The 18720-nt window shown below is 61.3% G+C and carries 11 protein-coding genes; 4 read left to right on the top strand and 7 right to left on the bottom strand.

Annotated elements, in window-relative coordinates:
- Positions 1 to 2: 2 nt before the first annotated feature.
- The 4 genes from ACR0KJ_RS01240 to ACR0KJ_RS01225 are packed head-to-tail and all read left to right on the top strand — an operon-like array spanning position 3 to position 10455.
- On the top strand, positions 3 to 2105 hold the full coding sequence (locus ACR0KJ_RS01240; RefSeq protein ID WP_480625783.1) for a hypothetical protein: 2103 nt from the start codon (positions 3 to 5) through the stop codon (positions 2103 to 2105).
- Positions 2102 to 3148: a hypothetical protein gene (locus tag ACR0KJ_RS01235; protein WP_480625782.1), complete on the top strand. Its 1047-nt coding sequence runs from the start codon at positions 2102 to 2104 to the stop codon at positions 3146 to 3148. The genes ACR0KJ_RS01240 and ACR0KJ_RS01235 overlap by 4 nt, the downstream gene beginning before the upstream one ends.
- A 3-nt stretch (positions 3149 to 3151) precedes the next feature.
- On the top strand, positions 3152 to 6994 hold the full coding sequence (locus ACR0KJ_RS01230) for a hypothetical protein (protein ID WP_480625781.1): 3843 nt from the start codon (positions 3152 to 3154) through the stop codon (positions 6992 to 6994).
- Positions 6994 to 10455, top strand: coding sequence for a hypothetical protein (locus ACR0KJ_RS01225; protein ID WP_480625780.1), 3462 nt, complete (start codon positions 6994 to 6996; stop codon positions 10453 to 10455). The genes ACR0KJ_RS01230 and ACR0KJ_RS01225 overlap by 1 nt, the downstream gene beginning before the upstream one ends.
- A 76-nt stretch (positions 10456 to 10531) precedes the next feature.
- Here ACR0KJ_RS01225 and ACR0KJ_RS01220 read toward each other — a convergent pair whose 3' ends face one another.
- The 7 genes from ACR0KJ_RS01220 to ACR0KJ_RS01190 all read right to left on the bottom strand — a co-directional run bounded on the left by ACR0KJ_RS01220 (position 10532) and on the right by ACR0KJ_RS01190 (position 18631).
- On the bottom strand, positions 10532 to 11545 hold the full coding sequence (locus tag ACR0KJ_RS01220; RefSeq protein ID WP_480625779.1) for a hypothetical protein: 1014 nt from the start codon (positions 11543 to 11545) through the stop codon (positions 10532 to 10534).
- Between the two features lie 39 nt (positions 11546 to 11584).
- A complete protein-coding gene (locus ACR0KJ_RS01215) occupies positions 11585 to 12007 on the bottom strand; it encodes a hypothetical protein (RefSeq protein WP_480625778.1) in 423 nt (140 codons plus the stop codon).
- Between the two features lie 17 nt (positions 12008 to 12024).
- Positions 12025 to 13560, bottom strand: coding sequence for a c-type cytochrome (locus tag ACR0KJ_RS01210; protein ID WP_480625777.1), 1536 nt, complete (start codon positions 13558 to 13560; stop codon positions 12025 to 12027).
- A complete protein-coding gene (locus tag ACR0KJ_RS01205; RefSeq protein ID WP_480625776.1) occupies positions 13557 to 14909 on the bottom strand; it encodes an NADH:flavin oxidoreductase in 1353 nt (450 codons plus the stop codon). The genes ACR0KJ_RS01210 and ACR0KJ_RS01205 overlap by 4 nt, the downstream gene beginning before the upstream one ends.
- Positions 14906 to 15778 (bottom strand): hypothetical protein, encoded by an 873-nt coding sequence (locus tag ACR0KJ_RS01200; RefSeq protein ID WP_480625775.1) that lies wholly within the window; start codon positions 15776 to 15778, stop codon positions 14906 to 14908. Before ACR0KJ_RS01200 ends, ACR0KJ_RS01205 begins: the two co-directional genes overlap by 4 nt.
- 3 nt (positions 15779 to 15781) lie before the next feature.
- Positions 15782 to 17521, bottom strand: coding sequence for a peroxidase family protein (locus tag ACR0KJ_RS01195; RefSeq protein ID WP_480625774.1), 1740 nt, complete (start codon positions 17519 to 17521; stop codon positions 15782 to 15784).
- A 201-nt stretch (positions 17522 to 17722) separates the two neighbouring features.
- Positions 17723 to 18631 carry a LysR family transcriptional regulator gene (locus tag ACR0KJ_RS01190; RefSeq protein WP_480625773.1) on the bottom strand — a complete coding sequence of 303 codons (909 nt, stop codon included), beginning with the start codon at positions 18629 to 18631 and terminating at the stop codon, positions 17723 to 17725.
- Between the last annotated feature and the right edge of the window lie 89 nt (positions 18632 to 18720).

The following is an 18720-nucleotide window of genomic DNA, read 5'->3' as shown; positions in this document are numbered from 1 at the left end:
CAATGGTCGCACGTGGTCGTTTCTTCCTCTACGACAGCATCGTTCCCGCCCTTGAAGCGGGACGGTACCGGCTGCGCGGCGATCTGGATATTGCGGCGACGGAAGACGGCGATGCGGCCTCGAACCTCGGGGTGCGCCCGTTGGAGACCCATATCAACGTCACCGCGCCACGGCTGAAACTGCCGCCGGATCAGGCGCTTATGACGTTTCCGCCTGCGAATTCCGAAGGAGCCTATGAATCCCGCCTGCCGCAGATCGTTCTGAAAAAGAAAACCCTGCCGTGGGATCGAAAGGCGGCACAGGATGGCACCATGTTCGGCGATCAGGAGGTGACTGAGCGCACGCCATGGCTCGCCCTTGTCATCATCGCCGAGGGCGAAGGCCAGATCGAGCATGACATTCCATGGCAGGACTGCGTGACCGAAGGGGTCGATCTGCCCGGTGACAAGGATGTACCGACCGCCACCCGGCTTTCGGTTGCCGCATCCGTGGTCAGGCGCGTGTTCCCAACCGTCGAAGATCTGCCGCTGCTGACCCATGTCCGAGAGGTGAATATAGACGACACCGAGGCCGCGATGGGCGATGATGACGGCTTCCTTGCGGTGGTCATTGCCAACAGGATACCGCAGTTCGATCGGGTGAATTGCCGACCCAAGGCCTATACCGCCTGTCTTGTGAACCTTGAGGGGCAACTGGGTGCCCTGCCCGCCCCGCTGCCGCCCAGACCGTTTTTCGATATCTCCGATCTGGTGTTCAGCGACGAACTTGCCGTGGTCAACAACGCCATCGAGACCGGGGCGGCAATCACGCCTCAGATCGATGGTGAAATCAGGGATCTCGACACCACGGACGGCAACGCGATGGCCGAAGCCATCCGTCGGGGTGAGGTGGTGTTTCATGACGGAGCCATGATCGACCGGGCGGGGACAACCAATGGTGGCCTGGCCAATCTTGGGCCGATCTCCGGCGCTGCGTTACTGGACGGAGACTTCGCAACCCTGTCCTCCAACCAAAGCACAACCTTCAAACTGCAAGGCGTGTTTGACGGGTTTTCGATCCCCGTCGACAAGGTGTTTCAGGACCAGATCTTGCGCTTTCCTGTTTTGACCTCGTGGCGGTTCACCTGCAGCGGTGCGGGCAGTTTCGAACAGTTGATGAAAAATCTCGATGTGGGGTTGCTGGGCCGTCGGACTGGCAGCGGGTTCGCCCGCCCGCTGGCCGATTGTACGCCGGACACCGGGGGCGACAGCTCTGGCCCCGCCCCGGCGTCCCGTTTGCCGCTGGAGGTGGCGGAAAGTGGCCACCTGTCCCTGCCCTACAGAACCCGCGTCGGCGATGGTGAAAGCGCGTGGTACCGGGGGCCGTTCTCGCCCGTTCGGCTGCAACGCGACCTGCCCGGTACGTCGGGTCGAACACTGGCACATGTCAGCGACCATCTGCGAACGATGACCCCGGGGGGTGAAGAGGATGTCTCGCTTGCCGTGGCCTTTGAAACCGGGCGTCTTCTGGCCCTGTCGCAGCCGTCGTTCATCGCCGCGCTCAAACGGTGGCGGGCGGAACGGTTTGGTGCGGCACGGGCCAAGGCCGGGATCGATTTCGCGATCAATGACCAGCTAGGGCTTGCCGCGGTCGCGGTGCCAAATCCAAACGTGTTTGACACGCTGTTGAAAGCCCGCTTTGCCCGAGAGCTTGAGGCCAGCCTGATCCAAACCGTCAGCATCAACCCCGAAACCAGCGTCGCCGCCCTGCGCCCGCGCGTGGATATCGGCAACCCTGTCCCCGAGTTGGACGACGACCCCACCCGCATTCTGGCAGAAGGTCTGCAGCTGGACCGGGCCGTCGTCGGTGCCTTGCTACGGCAACCTGATGACGAGGGCGCGCTGGCCCAACTTATGGAGCAATCGCCAACGGTTGCAGGGGCCACCGTACAGCCGGATGCCGAGATCGCGGCGCGGCTTGTCGATACGCTGGATTCCGGCGTACGGCAGCTTGCCCGCTTTGCCGTTGGTCCCGACGCGCTTGAGGCAGGCGATCTGGATCAGGTGCAGGACTTTGACAATCTTGGCGATTTTCTTGCCGACCGTATCGAAAGGACCCGCAGATGAAGCTGTCAGACAAGCTTGGGTATGAACAACTGCACGCGGCCCTGAACCTCGACCTGTTCCTTGCGGCCCCTGATGGGGAAACCGTGGCGACGGACAGTGTGCTGACCTTTCTGGCGCGGCTTCGCATGTTGGAAGGCGTGCCCTTTAACACTCTGGTACCGGATTCCGATCTTCTGCCGGTCGAGTCGATACGGTTCTTCTATCTCGACAGGGCCTGGACGGACGCGCTGGTGCAGGGCGCACTAAGCGTCGGAACCGCGAATTCGCTGGAACGTGCGCAATTGGAACGGCTGTATCCGCAGATCGAGGAAGAAATAGACGAAGCGGAACGCCGTGTCCGCTCACCCGGGTCCGAGCCGAACCTGACCGGATCCGCCGGGATCGTGACCGGGTTCCTGATGCGCTCGGCCGCCGTGGCGGGCTGGCCGGGGATGCACATCCGCGCCTATGACGCGGAACCGGTGGACAATGATGAAGACATCGTGCCGGAGTCTCATCCCGACCGGATCAAGCTGCTGCGGCTCGAACGACTGGCCCCGTCGGTGCTGTTGGCGCTGTTCGACGGCATTCCCAATGTCATCCATATCGAAGAACCCCGGCAGGGTCTTCAGTTTGGCGTCCGGCTGGATGAACAATCCAGCGGGCGCTGGCGGGCCTTTGTGCCCGCACGGGACGTGCGGACCGCCGGATATGTGGATGATGATGGCGTTGCACTTGAACCGGATGACGATGACCCCACCGCCCTGTCGGCCCTGGCAGCCCAAATCCCGGTCCGCTTTCGCCCCGGGTCCGCCGGGGTGCTTGATCTGTCGAACACCGCCCGCGCTTTTGCCGATGCCGAGGGCACCGGTATGACAGACCCCAATCCCGGCACGGAAATCGACGGGGCCGAGTTTGCGATGCAGATGATCCGCTTCCCCTACCGTCAGGTCTTTGCACAGACCACCACGACCGTTGTCATTCAGGATGCGGCCTTTACGCCGAACCTGGCCGTCACGCCCGATTACGCCGAAATCCTTCGCCACCGCCTGGACGAGAGCTGAGCCATGGCCAACCCGATTGATCCGCAGCTGATGCAAGCCATCCTCGCCCGTCCGGGCTGGTCGATGGCCGTTGAACTGGGCGACACGGCGGTGTCCCGCCTCGACCGGTTCGCAACGCCGCCACCGCCGCCGCCTGCACTGGTCGTTCCGGTGGATGTCCGCGCGCTTTACGTGCCGGTCAATCATGATGAAGACTATGTAAGGCTTCCGATGGAGCTTGGCGGACCGGCCAGCGATACGGATGAACCCGCCCCGCCCTTCTCGGATCCGCAACCCCGGGACCCCGGCATACACATTCACTGGGCGCTGCCCGATGGGTTGTTGCGCGGTGATCTTGAGGACGACGAGGATAGCCCGCTTTCCCTGCGTCCACTGCCGAACCGTTGGCTGGTGGTGCGGATGACCGGCCCCGAAAACACACGCACCGTTGATCTGCGCGCCTGGGTCGTCGCGTCAGAGACGAGTCGGGTCTATGATCTGGAAGATTACCCCGATGGCGACAACACAGGCGACGGCGATCAGTTGGAACCCGGCGAGTTGGACGGCGTCGTGGGCGGCTCACCAAGCTGGACGGCGGGGTATGACTCGACCCGCAATCGGTTCGGGTTCCACGACCCGCTGACGGACCTGAACCCAAACCAGATCACCACTCGCCTTGCCTCATATGTGATCATTGGCTGGTGGTCCGAACGGGCCTCGGACCCGCTGGCGAAAAGCTTCTGGCCCTTTGCCGTCTCGCGCACGCTGGACGAGCTTGGGTGGACCGCGTCCCCAGCCCCGTATGAAGGTGCAATCTCACAACCGGTTCAATCCGGTTTGGCGGGCTTTGCGCAGACCCAGTTCCGCGCATTCTCATCTACGGTGACGGACAGCTTCGACACACCGGTCGAGGCCGTCTCGGCCCGTGGCCTGCGGGTCACCGATACGCGCACTGCATTGTCGCTGTCCAGCGCGCAGGCCGCATTGGCCAGCGGGTACGAACCGCTTGTCTTCGACGCGGTGGCAATGTCGCTGGTGACCATGCACTACGATACCGTTCTGCATGGACGGGTCATGGGGGTTCGGATCACCGGGCCGGTCGGGCGCGATTTGGCCCCCCGCCCGCCTGCCATTGGAATTGCGCTTGGGCCTACTCTTGAACGATTGATCGCCGCGCAAGTGGCCGACAGCTTCGGCCTGACCGACGGCGAGGAACGGGAATACACCGAAAGCCTGCTGACCGCCGTCGCAAATGGGGCCATTCGCCGCTTGGGCGAACAAGACGGCATCATCGCGCTGGACGAAGCCGAACATGGCGACGGGTTCGAATCCTTCCGTGGCCGCGAAGTCTATGAGGACGTGATTGTCGAGCGGCGGCAGACCGACATCAAGGCCGGGCGGCCCGTTCGCACAAAGATCGCCACGCTTGCCTCAAAGCCGCCGCCAAAGGCCGACGTAATGTGGCTTGGCACCAAATCCGGGTCCAAAAAGGCCGATCTGAACGAGTTGCGCCGCACGGCAAAGCTGGAAACCGACAAACGGTTCCGCACCCAGCCCGACGACGAAGGCCCGACCGTCCGGCGCATTCGCCGCCCAGCGCCCCGCTATCATCGCGCGGTGCCTCCGGTCGTTGGGTTGCGCGACTTTGGACGCTCGAACCGGTTTGACGACTGGCGTTTCACCGAAGACAGCCGTTTGCGCTGCCATTGGGCGCGTGAGTTGCCAATCGCCTTCGGTCGCCGCTTTGAAGCGCGCGATTATGTACCCGCGCTGCCCAACCTGTCCAACTTGCCGGGCCAGACCCGCCGGATATTGGAACACAGCTTCCTGTTCGACATCTACATGCTGGCCTGGATGCTGCAAGCCATCGAGCAAACCTCGGAACCGGCAGAGGCCCCGGCGGTGCAAACCCGCGTGCGCGCGGAAATGGCGCTGCGGTTCTCACCCGACGGCAGCTATGACGGCACGCCGCCACTGGCCGCGAGTACCACACCGATGGCACGAGCGACGCTGAGCGACGAGTTGCTCAGGTTCTCGCTTGCCGAGGGGCGCGAGCCCAGCCCGGTCGGAATAACCATGTGGTCCCAACCCTGGGTGCCGGTCTGGCTGGAATGGGAGGCGCGTCTGGAAACCGGCCAGGATTTTGACGGCTGGAAACTGGGCCGGATTGAATTCGAAGGGGCATCGGACGTTGGCGGGCAATCCCTTAACATCCTCGGCCGTTCGCCCATTACCGATGGTCTGCACGATGCGTGGACGAGCCTGATTGCCGACTATCTGGACGCCGAAAACCAGCGCGACGAGGATGAGGTTGGCGAGATCTCCGAGGCGCATGAGGCGCGCCTTGCGCAACTCAAGACCTATCTGGACCTTGCGGATCTGGGGTCGGTCACGCTGGATCAGGTCGGTGACCTGTGGCTGGGCCTCGAACCCCAGCCCGACGGGCAAGAGCGTGACGTGCCCGAAGCAGTCGCCGATAACATTCGGGCGGTCGGGCTTCCCCGTCTGATCGCAAGTGGCCGCCTGAGCCTTGTCCGGGCGCGGATCGTCGATTGTTTCGGGCGGTTCCGCGACCTCAACACACAGCGGTTGGTGCGCCCGCATGCACTGTCCAGCACGGATTCCGAAGATCGCCCGGCCCTTGAATTGCCGCCACGCCTATCGCTGCCCGGTAGGCTGATGTTCCGCTTTGTCGATCCGGCAGACACATCGGAGGAACCCGCCGAAGCCCGTCTGAACCAGGCGAACCCGTCGCAGGGCATCAGCCCCATCGCGGGATATATCCTGCCGGATTTCATCGACGAGTCGCTTGAGATGTTCGATGCGCAAGGCAACCCGCTGGGCGAGGTTCTGCAGGACCCGGTCGCCGGTGGTCTGGTCTGGGAAGGCTCGGTTGGCCGTCCCGGACCGGCTGTTAACGACCCCGAAGTAGGCCTGCCCCCGGCGGCGCAGGTGCTGGGCCGGATCGCGCGCGGGATGATCGACGCGGACGCGCTGCGCACGCAGGATCCTGAGACCGCAGAAGACGAAAGCGCGCTGTCGGCCTTCCTGCGCGCGGTTGATACAACGATGTGGGGTGTGGACGAGGCGCAGGTACAGGCCGGAGCCACGATTGCCGGGCTGGTCGGACGCCCGGTCGCCGTGGTGCGGGCGACGCTGTGGCTGGATATCCCAACCGACCTTTCGCAGATTGATGCCTTTGGCGAAACAGCCGAAGGATTGTCCCAACTGCTTGACAACGAAGGCGTATTCGAAGCGATCAAGGCGCGCGCCTTCGAGGTTGCGCTGGGTGAGGTCGCCAAGGGCTATGACGGGCTTTACGGCTATTTCGTCGGCGACGATTTTCGCCGCTTCCGCCTGATCGAAAAGTCCGTCAGCAAGGCTGCGCCCGCTGCCGGGTTGGGGTTTGGGTTCCGCGCCATTCTGGGCTCGGCCACGTTGGCGGAACCGTCGCCGCTGACCTCACCCTACATCGAACCCGGCGGGCGTATCTTCACCCATTCGGGGCAGAAGGTGCAGTTGACGTTGTTGATGAACCCCGCCGCGCGGGTGCATGCGACATCCGGGATTTTGCCGAGAAAGTCTTTGGAATTGCTGCGCGATTGGGTGGCTCCGGGGTTGGAAAAGATTGCCCCGTCAGCGCGGATCGGTCCGGTTCTGATCGATCCCGACAAGGTGCGCCTGCCGAAGATCGCGGCCTTTGGCAAAGACCAGCGGTGGACCCGCCGCAACAGCCCAATCACCTGGCGCGACGATCCTATTCTGGCGGCAACGCAGGCTGCCATCCTGCCGGACGGCCCGGTTTCGGTTGAAGAAGGCTGGATACGGATCGGGGCCAGCGACAACAGCGAGGAAGGAGGCACCTGATGGCACGCTATGACTGGCCACGCGATCTGAGGAAACCGCCCGAATCCCTTGCTGGTCGGGCCGAGGCCAACGCAGCGCGCGCCAATGGAACGGCTATCGGAGGGAATCTGGGTAATCTTGCGGCCTTGGGCGAAGTGATCGAGGGGGCCTTTGACGAAGAACGCCAATGGATGCCGCTGGGCCCCTTCATTCTGCGCAACGGTCAGGCGGACGGCGACCCAGTGGTTGCAGGGCGCATTCGCGATATTCAGGTGCATCCAAACGGCCAGCGTGCCTATGCCGGGGCGGCCAACGGCGGTGTCTGGTACACCGACGATGCCGGGGAAAGCTGGGCACCGCTGGGCAGTTGGGCCCTGGCCGCGGCCACAAGCCGGGACGATCTTGTACTGACTGTCGGCGCATTGCTGGTCGAGTGGGGAGAAGACGGCGGAGGTGCCGACGACCCCGCCTTGGACGCGGTCTATGTGGGAACCGGCGAGCTTAAACCATATTTCTCACTCGGTCCCGGGGGCAAACATGCAGGGATCGGGGTACTTCGCCTGAATGGAACGGTCGAGCAGGCGATTTCGCTGGTCGGGGTCAACCCGTGGCAGCGCGAAGGTGGTGAAGAACTAATCGGCGCAGGAATCTACCGTCTGGCCCGTGACCCCGGAACCCCTCTCGCCCCTGACCCGGCAAATGAGGCGACCCTTCTGGCCGCAACGTCCCGTGGTCTGTTCATGCGCCAAGGCCGTTTTGTCGAAGACCAAAGCTGGACATTTGTCGACTTCACGGATGGTGAGTTCACCGAAGATGACGATGGGGCCTGTACCGATCTGCTTTGGACCGATCAGGGCCTGTTTGTCGCGCTGATGGGGGCGGACGAGGATCTGGATGGCATCTGGCTTTCGACCGGAGGGCCGACCGGCACGTTCCAACGCATCGCGCTGCCGGACCATGATACCGGCACACGCCTTAGCCTTGCGGCCTCCCCTAATGAAGCAAGGCGAATTTACGTTGCCGGGCTGAAAGAATCCAACGTGGCGGACAAGAGAGGCCTTGGCCAGGGGTGGCTGATCGATCTGTCACACACCCCTGCCGGAGTGTCCGGAACGCCCGTCGCAGCGGTGTCGATCGATGACTGGCCCGTGGGTGTCTATACGTCCTCGGTCACTCAGGACGGGACCGATTATGTGATCGAAAGTGACCAATCACATTATGACCAGTGCATCACGGTTGTGGACAATGGTTCGGGCGACGATGTCGTCTTCATCGGCGGTCAGGGAATGAACAGCAACGCGCTGATTTTCCGTCTGCCAATCACGGGCACCGCTGCGGCAAACGATCTGTCCGCCGGGTTCACCGCCGCCAACCAGACGACAGCCGATACCGACCCGACCTTTGCCGGCCGCGGTATCCACGCAGATGTTCACGCCCTGCGTCCGGCGAATAACACGCTTTGGGTCTCGTGCGATGGCGGTGTCTTTACCCGGCCACTCACGGCGGGCGGCTCGGGGACGTCGCGCAATGTCGGTCTGCCGACGTTGGAACCGGGCTACGTACAATCCCACCCAACGCTTGACGGCCACCTGATTGCGGGTTTGCAAGACAATGGGTTTATCGAACGCATTGGCGGCAGTTTCTGGGACCAGATTTATGGCAGCGACGGGGGTGGATGCGCCTATCACCCAACGCGACCGCATATGGTGGTCAAGCAGACCTTCAACGCAGACTGGGATTTCATCCCCGCCCGCCAGCCACGCGGACCCGCTGTCCGGCATGCATGGAATCGAAAATGGGATTCCGAAAAGGCAGAAAACGGCCGGGCCAGTTTCTACTCCAACCCGCTGGTCCTGCCGGGGGAAACAGACGACACAGCACGGGTGTTCATAGGGACCGACCGGATATGGATGACCAACGACTGGTACGGGCATCGCCTGAGAACGGATTGGATGAGTTGGGTGACACTTCCATCTGCCACCGATCCCCATTCGGCCCGCAGCACCACCGAGCCAGGTCGGGATTCGCGGAACCGCGTCTTTCGCGACCAGCTCCGTTTTGAAACCCTAAGCGACAAGGTCGTCGCATTGGATGCACTGGTCGAGGGCGAACCGCCCGATTTTGAAGGCACCAGCATCGCGGTGCTGTGCGAACGCACGGTTCGGATATTCACGTTCGAGGGAAACAACCCCAGCTGGACCGGACGCAGGGCCGCCATCATCAGCGGCAACCGGCCCAGCAACAAAAAGGCCGAAGGCGATGAGCCTGATCCGTTTCTGGACTACCTTCCCTACTTTTCCGGAACCTCATGGACTGCCATCGCAAGACACACAGATACAACGCTGTATGTCACAACCTCGGGTCGGACGCGCCGCGACGGGGATGGCGAACTGATCACGGATCCGAACTTCGATACGCTGTGGTGGTATAACGGCGACGGGCGATGGTATCCAACCGGGCTGCATTTAACCGAGCCGGACGTGGCAACCGGCACCAGCGGCACCCCTGCCTCGGCCCATGCGGTGCTTGTGGACCCAGACAACCCGGATGTGGTCTGGGTCGGCACGCGGGTTGGTGTTTTCGAAGGACAGATCGACCAGTCCGGGGCGCATCCGAGCTGGACCTGGCGGCCTATCATGGACGGCTTGCCCCAGACGCTGGTCGAAGACCTGTCTCTGTTCCGGTCCGGCGACCGGCGGTATCTGCGCGCCGCGCTTGTGTCTTTGGGCGTTTGGGAGCGCGACGTGTCAGACACCCCGCACTCGGTCGGGCGCAGCTATATCCGGACCTTTGAGTTCGACACCGGGCGCGGCGATCTGCCAGACCCGGCCTGGGCCCCGCGAACGGACCCGTCCAATCCCAGCAACCGCCCACTGGTCACGCACAACAGCCCGGATATTCTGTTCGTCGACACCCCGCCGATTGAGGTGCTTTTGAACGCAAACGAAGTCAATTTCGCAGCCGCGCGCAGCCTTAACCTGGCAAACGCATCAAATGGCTTCAGCGCTTTTGTGCAGGTCCACCATCGGCACGTAACCCCCTTACCTGCAGCAGATATTCAGATAAACTTGTTCTACCTGAGTTTCGCGCGCGGCCTTGGGCTTGACGACATTGAGGTCAGCGACAATCTACGCAACGCAATTTCTGCGGGCGTGACCGGAACGAACGCCCAGCGCGATTTTGCGATACCAGATCCCGGTCTTCACCTTCGCTTCCTGCGCAGGGCGAACCCCGAAGACCCACTGTTCAGCCGCAAAACCGGTATAGCCCATTTCGACACGGTCGATCTAACGCGCGCCGCTGGCGAGGCAGCACGGGACAGGGTTGCCCTTATCGCCGTACTTGATCCCGCAAACCGGCCCTTTGACGTTGCCGAAATCTCGCCCCGCTCGGGGGAAACCACTGTGACGCTGGATCAGGTGATGCGCCGTTCGGCCTATCTGGCCGCCCGCGCCTTCAATCGGTTCGACCCAAGCCCCTGAGGTTCAGCTGTCAGGGCGCGGGCGATCCGACAGAGGATGAACTGTCACACGCAAGCCGGCCTTCGGGTTCAGACGATCAGCCGATGTCGTACTCGTCCGCCCCGCTCCAGGACAAACGCTCTTTCACATAACCCGCCACAGAAGAGGAAACCTGTCCAAAGCCTTCGCCCCAGTCCAGGTCTTCGGACGCTTCATCCGAAGTACAAAAGGTCTGCAACACAGCGGCAAGATCACCGCAATCTGACGCGCGAGAATAGGTGTAGAGCAACAACCGCATGGTATAGGCATGGGCCAGCAGGGCCCGGGCCAGAACAGGTCGGTTGGTGAAACCAAATCCAAGGAATAGTCGTGCAGGCTCTGCCATCACTTTCTTGAGCTCCTGATCGTTACGACAAAGCTCTTCAAACTCACCATAATCAACTGTTCGTTGCGACTGATCATCACCAACGATCATGGCGTCTATCAAGCGATCCAGATGCCCGATAACCAACCCTTGCCGTCGGTATTGCGCTGGGTTTTCAAGGGTTTTTTCCTTCCAGTCCGGAACGTTCGGAGAATACGCCAAAGAAGGTTCAAGCCCGGCAAGCTCAAAGTCGTCGGTGAACGCATAATAGGACAGCTTCAACAGGAAATATCGGGCGCGGATATTCTGATCCAGTTCGATATCGACGAAGGTCGCGGACCTTTGAATCAGTCTGAATATCGCAAGCGGCAGGAAGAGTTGGTAGATGGTTGAACGAAGGTAATAACCCTCGGCTGCCAGCCAACGTCCGTCTGCTTCGCCCAGATGGCCCTGCCGCTGCGTGCGTACCAAGCTGGCGACGCGGTAATACCCGCCTTCTGCGGCCTCGAACAGTTGGAAGAACAGCGGCTCAATCTCAGCATACAGTCTCTTGCGTGCTTCGAATTCATATGAGGTTCGCGCGTCATTAAGCGCCGCGTCCTTGGCCAGCATCGCCTTGAGTTTTTCCAACCGACGCGCGCTGAATGGGCTTAGAAAGGCGACAAAAACAGCGACCAGTGCGCTGACCAGGGCAGACACGACCGTCGCCTGACCGGCAGGTGGCAGGGTATGAAACCAAGCAAACATAAGATTTACCCAATCGCCCACCTCAGAGACAGAAAACGGTCACGGTCTGGTCATCAGTTCGGCAATCACCAGTCGGCGAAAACTAAGGAAAATAAGCACGCCAAACACGGCGTCGAAGGCAGCGAACCACAGGAACGGCCCCCCATGCGCAACGAAGGTTGCCACCATCAACGCCCGCCCCAACACGGCAATGACATTGGGATAACGCTGACGCACCGGGTCCAATGCGCCGGGGATTTGCATGACGGTCACAAAGATCAGCGTCGCCCCCCAGACCGAGGGCCAGGGATTCTCGCCCCCCGCAGGCAGGCCCACAACACCCAGCGAAAACGCCGGGCAAAACAGGAAAAGCCCGCCGATGACGATTTGAAGCGCCAGCACAAATCCGAACAGACGGCGATGAGATTTGATCCGGTTGTCGGCCTGGGCGCGGGTCCAGCCGATGGATAACGTATCGGTCATGTTACTCATCTCCTTGTTCAGAAGGTTTTAAGGTATTCAAGTAAATCGGCTTTTTGGGTCGGGCTTAGATGCGTGCCGTAAACGTGGCCTGCGTTGGAATTGCCCGGCTGGGATGTATCGAAGCAATAGACACCTTCATCCTCGCACGGGGGTGACAGGAACCCGCCATTCACCGGGTCGATCACATCCGAATTGCGCTGGAATTTTTTGGGGCGATCTTCCGGGGCGTTAAGTAAATCCGCCAGCGTCGGCACCGATCCGTTATGCAGATACGGGCCGCGCACCCAAAGCCCATCCAGCGGCATATTTGCGTAGCCGTCGGTTTTGCGGAACTGCCGGAACGCGTAAGGCGTGTCCGCAAACAGTTTAGTCACCTGCCGCTGCTGGAACTCGTTTGTGTAGCTATCCAGCCGCGCGCGATCCGTCCCAATGGACGCGATTGGTTGAACGGTTCCCAGCTTGTCGCCCGAGAACTCATACTCTGTCCCGGTCCAACGCCCATGGCACTCCAGACAGAAGGTCGCGTATAGGTTGGCCCCCCGTTCGGCAGCCTCGGCATCCACCTGTATCGGGTTCGCAGGCGGCGGCAGATCGCTGAGCCATGCTGCAACGCGCTCGATCCCGCCATGATCCGCAGTTTCCGCTGTCACCCCGGCCCCAAGCGCCGCCGACAGGTTGCGTTCGGCCAGCGAAGGGTTGTTGCCATCCCAGTGCAACCGCATGCCTTCGCGCGGGCCTTGCAGGAAGATGGAGGGAAAATCAGATGCGCCGATGACCTCTTGCGGGGTCAGCGCATCCCCGTTCATGTCGAATTCCAGCACCTTGTAGGGGTTGAACGTGTCCACGCGCCCGGTGCCCCAATCCGGTTGGCGCGCCAGCAGGGGTTGCAAAGCGGCACGGGTCGCCAGCAATTCCTCGCGAATGCGGGGGACAACTGCAATGCGCCAGAACAGCCGCTTGACGGGGCCAAGGCCATTGCCGCTTTGTTCAATGGCGTCGAACAGCGGTTCGGCGGCCAGTTTCGGACTGGTCGAAGCGTCCAGCAGGAACTCGATAAACGCATGAAATTGCAGGTTGTTCGACGGCATTCCGGGCACGATCATCGCCTCGGCCTCAGCCGTTTCGCGATAGGTGCCAGCGTGACAGACGGCGCAGTTGAACCAGACCAAGGTGATGCCCAACTGATCGCGGCGGGAAATGCCAATTGGCAGGTCAGTGCGACCTTTCTCATCCTCCTGATACAGGAACCCAAACGCCTCGTAGGTCGTCTTGCCCTCAAACGCGTCGGGGAAGAGATAGGGCAGCGCCTGCCAGACCTCATACGGCAATCCGCTGGAGGTTTCCGAACCGATAGAGCCGTGCAGGAAATGCTGCTCATCAGTCTTGAAATGCTCGGGCCCGCCGCGCAGCAAGGCCAACAGCAACCAAAGCGCGACGACCAAAGCAAGCAACCCGACCAAAGCCATCAGGCCCACAAGAATGGTCAGCGGCAACCGTCGGCGGCGGCGTTTTACCAGAGCCTCTTCAACAAAGGTGACAGGCTGGTTCCTCATTCTGCCGCCTCACTGTCAGGGGTCGGGATTTGAAGGATCGGCTTGGTTTCATAGATCGACATCAGTTCTTCGATCATCGCATCACGGCTTTCGAACCTGTCCTCCTCATAACAACCCATCGGATGTTTCGGCGCATTGCACAGGCATTTATTGCAGCGTGTGCAAGGTTTTGGCGGCTCATCTTCACCTGCGGCCCAATGCTTGACCAGATCATTATTGGCTACCAGAGCCCGCGCGATGGACACCCCATCGCAGCCGCCCGAGGTGATGGCATCACGCACAACCCGCGCGTTCTGATAGCCGCCGGTGTTGATCACAGGAATGGTCACCGCCTGTTTGATCGCACGGCATTCTTCCAGGCTGATGCCTTCATCCTCGCGGCCTTTTTTCAGCCGGAACCAAAGCCGCAGGAATAGCGGGCGCAGCAAGGGGAAGCGGAAGAACAGGTAGTTTCTGAACCCGTTGACGCCCGATGCAATCATCGCGTCGTAAGTAACGGCCAGAACCTCAAGCGGCAGGTCCCCCGGCGGGTTCATTGGATGCGGAAACAGCGAGCCGGTCGAGACGTGCAGGGCATCCACGCCCGCGGCCTCGCACCATTGCGCGACCTGCACCGTGTCGGACAGGGTGTTGCCCTTACCTTCCCACGGCAGGACGTTGTTGTGGTCCACGGCAGAGAGTTTGACTTGCAGATGGAATTCGCGCCCGACCTTGGCGCGAATGGCGTCGATCACCTCAAGCAGGAACCGCGCGCGGTTGCGTAGGGAGCCGCCGTAATGGTCGGTCCGGTCGTTGATCGCGGAACTCAGGAACTGGGTGAACAGATAGCCATTGGCGGCGTGCAATTCGATCCCATCCAACCCGGCCTCACGCGCGCGCCATGCGGCCTGGGCGAAATCTTCGACCATTTCGCCCACTTCATGCGTGCTCATGGCGCGGGTTGGGAAGCCGTGCAGGGTTTCGTATGCGTTGGTGGGGCTTGGGGTCGGGCGGTGCTGATTGTGGATGCCGGGCAAATCCATCTGGCGACCGGAATGTGACAGTTGAAGGATGTATTTCGATCCGTTGGCGCGGACCGCCTCACCCAGCTTTTGCCACAGGGGAATGAACTCATCCGTATGAATGGTGGCGTAGCCGGCGATGATGCGGCCATCCATGCGCACGGGCACATAAGATGAGATCACGGCCCCCACCCCGCCCCGCGCAAACTTGCATTCCCAGTTGATCCGCGTCTGCGTCAGCGCCCCATTTTCGGCGTCGAAGCGACCCGAGATATTCGACCGGAAGACCCGGTTCTTGACCTCAAGGTTGCGGAACTTGAGCGGAGTGAAGATGATATCGTCGCTCATCCGGTTTCTCCCGCCTGTTTCCAGATCTCTGCCAGCAACGCCATAACCCAGTGCTGGGCCGGGCAGCGGCTCCAGCTTGATCCCAGAAAGGCCAGATCGGCATCCATGCCTGCGCCCGCCGCCCTGCGCGTGTTCATGGCGACCAAAGTGACTGGCCGCACGCGCCCGCCGATTGTGTCGCTATGGCGCTTTCCGGCACGCATCACGGTGCGCGGCGCGGCAATCACGCGCAAAGCCGCCTGTTCCGGGGTAAGATGGGCGCGCAGCCGCTGATCGGCCCATGCCGCTTGCAACCGTTCCAGGCTGAGCGCCAGATTATGCACCGCGATCCCGGTGCCGTGGACAGCGCCCTTGTCGCCCTTAGCGGCCTGACCCAACACGCCTTGAGCGTCCCGCAATGCGCCGGACAGAAAGGCGATGAGGCGCCGAAGGGGGTTAAACGATTGCAGATGTGTCTCGATCGCTTTGGCTGCATCCCAGGTTTCGGCGCTTGCCGCATAGGTCGGATCAAACACGCGGCCCGTGATCTGCTGCGCAAGCTCACCCACGGGCCTGCTCAGATCGCCCCTCACATAGCCCACCATCTGATTAAGCGTGTCGGTATCCCAATTGCCCGGCGCGAACTTATCGGCAATGTCCTGAGACATCCGACGCCTTTCGGGGTCGTCCCGCATCATCGCGCTGGGCAGCGGATTGCCACCAAGCGACAACGCCGATCTGACGCGGTGCGCCAGTATCCGGTTGATCAGCGGCCCCCGCGGGCGAAACCCGCGATCCAGCGCGGCGTGGTCGGCAAGCTGTCCGATCTCATCCGCGTCATCGGTCAGGATCAGATCGGCAAGCAGCGGGATGCGAATGTGACGGGCCATGCCTCAGCCCCCCGCGATCCGCCAGGGGAAGAATGGGTTGCGGGCATCGACCAGAGCTTCGGCAAGGTCCGGGCAATGGCGACGCACCACGTCGGAAAATCCGTTTTCGGCAACCCATCGGAACCCGGCCTCTGTGTAGATTTCCGGTCGGAAATCATCGGTATAGAAGCGATCGCTTTTCAGCCTGCGTGAGGCCATGAGGATGAAGATACGAAACGCCGTGTCCGAGAACCCAAAGCGCGGCGGCTGGTTTTTCGACTTCGCTTCGGCCAGTGTCCCGACCAGCAGATCGACCTTTTCGACGGTGCCATAGACCTCTTGCAGTGTGGACTGCCAGTTGGGATCATCGGTGATGTCTTCAAAGGTTTCAGGCCGCGTCGCGCCGATGGCGGCCCGGAAATCGGCATAGCGCGGCACGCCCCGCTCGCGGTCACGCAGGACATCAACGGCGGCGAGGTCGAGGAACACATTCGCCTCAACCTTCTTGTCCAGACGGCGCAGGGTTTCGGGGAAGTTGTTCAGCACCAAGGCACCCGGATTTTCGGTCGCCAGAGAATACAGCACGTCGTCGAAACTCAGATTGTCATACAGCTTGCGTGCGCCCGGACCTGACACTTCGGTCAGCCCGGCGCTGTGCAGATGCGCGTTGTCGGAATGGCTGCGGAATTCATATGCGTCCGGCATCAGCGAGTGCAGCCGGTAGACCGAGCCGAACTCCTCGGTCATCGCATAGGGGCTGCCATGATGATCCCGCGGAGAGCCGGGAATGCCCGACATCACCTCGCTGTCCGAGACCCGACCCACCGCGTTGAACACGGTTTCGCCCATCAGGCCCCAATAGTTGCCACGCATCGCCATGCGGCCTTCGGGGCTGTCCATCAGCGCGGGCGTCCATTCTACGGTGTGGATCTTGGCCATCAGCGCCGAGTTCACCAACCGCGCCTTGTGAAACAGCCAGTCTTCGCTTTCATCCGGATGATCAATGCGCAACCGCGCCACGATGGAATTATGCTCGCGCGCGAACAGAGTGTGCAGCACCGACAGCCCGGTCCACCAGTTGCCGTTGACACCTGCCAGTTCCTGACCTTCGCGCTTGGCCTTTTTGTCGACGGGTAAAAGACCATCGTCCAAAGCAATTTCGGCCGATTTGGGCCGGCCCTTCAGTTTGGCGGTGCGGACGTAACGCAGACGTTCCTCGGTCGAGCCATAGATTTGCGATCCATCCCACCAACTGGTTTCGACATTGCGGAAGGTAGGTGGACGGTTGGCATCAGCATCCGTCACCTGTTTGTCGGGCATCGTGCGCCGTACGGTCATCTTGCCGCCCGGCCAGTCGTCACCTTCGGGTAGCGGCACGTCCAACGGCTCGGCATCCGGATCGTTGGGACCGTGGCTGAGCCAGTCATGCACCATGAACTGAATCCAGGCAGCCGCCAGCACGTTCAGATGTGGAACGGGTACAAATTCATGCCGCTTGAGAAGCTTTTCGCTGACCAGTCTGGGGCTTGGATCCATCAGATCCGCGTCGCTGGGCGGATAGGTGTCCCTCAGCGCGACATTGCGTCCGAACCGGGTGCCCGTCGCGCCCATGCGGGGCTGCGAAAGGTCGTTGAATTGCCCGTCCGCGGTGCGCCATCCGATAATGTCAAAATCCTCGGGCCGTTCGCCATCCAACGGCGCGGTTTCGGTATCGATCAGGTTGTTGTGCCGCAGGTTGACACGGTGGCCCAGAATAATCGCCAACGCAGGCAAAAACGGCCAAGCGTGCCAAACTCTAAATCTTTGAGAAATAGAGGCAAATCTGCCGAGCAGAGAGTCCAGAATTCTTTCGAACATCGAAAATGTCCTTAAAGACAGTGGGATAACAATAATCAAACTATTGTTTGTGCATATCACAAAATCCGTGACTTTGACAGTTGGGGGATTCCGCACCTTGATTGGCGGTCAGCGGTGTCGCGCCTTCGACCCCTGGTTGCTCCAGATCCCGAACAATTCGGCAGCAGCTGATTCCGTGCGGTCCGCGTAGATCGCGATGTCCATGGGCTCACGCCCCAACGCATTCGCCAGCGAGATCACCTCGCCGCTTTGCAATTCGCTGTGCACCATGCTGAAGGGCAGCCAACCGACCCCAAGGCCCTTGCGGACCATCTCGAGAATACCGGTCGAAAACGCCGTCTCGCAAATCGGGTTGGTGCTGTACCCAGCCGTCCCGAACCGGCGCTCCTTTCGGCGCAGAACCTGCCCGAAATAGCTGTTATCCGGATAGACGACTGCCGGCGCAGTGTCGGAAATGTCGCCCACGTCTTTCACCGCAAACCGAAGGGCCCCGCCCACCACAGGGATCAGATAATCCCGCCCCCAGGTTCCGCGCAATACGCCCGACCCGAACTCCAACGGTTCGGCCAGATCGGATTCGTAGCACAGCAGCATGCTGGCATCTTTGCGCAGGAACATGCTGACGCAGTCGCTTAGGTTAGCGGCATGCAGACGGAACCTGACGCCCGGCAGGTGCGACCGGGCCTTCAGCGCCATGTCCGGGAACCGGGAAAACACCTGCGCATGTTGTGCCGCGATCCTGACGGTGGTCGCCTTGGGGTCATGATGGGCAATTTTTGTGCGTAGCTCGCGAAGCTGGACCAGAAGCGCACGTATCTCGGGTTCGTTTGAGATCAGCGCGGCGCTGATCTCGACCCGGTTGGTTTTGCGGTCCAGTATGGTGACGCCCAGCCAGTCTTCGAAGGACCGGATACGCCTGGAAAACGCGGGCTGGGTGATATGTCGGCGCGCGGCGGCCCGGCTTAGATTGCCCTCTTCCAGCAGAACAAGAATGTCCTCTAACCATTGTGTATCCATGAAAAGCGCACCCCCAGCCAAAGCAAAAGTATGAGTAGCCGTACAAAAAAGCACTGTTTTTCTTTGATTTGATAGGAAACGCTTTGAGA

Source organism: Ruegeria sp. AD6, from assembly GCF_056542325.1.
This window is presented reverse-complemented; position numbering and strand designations above follow the sequence as displayed.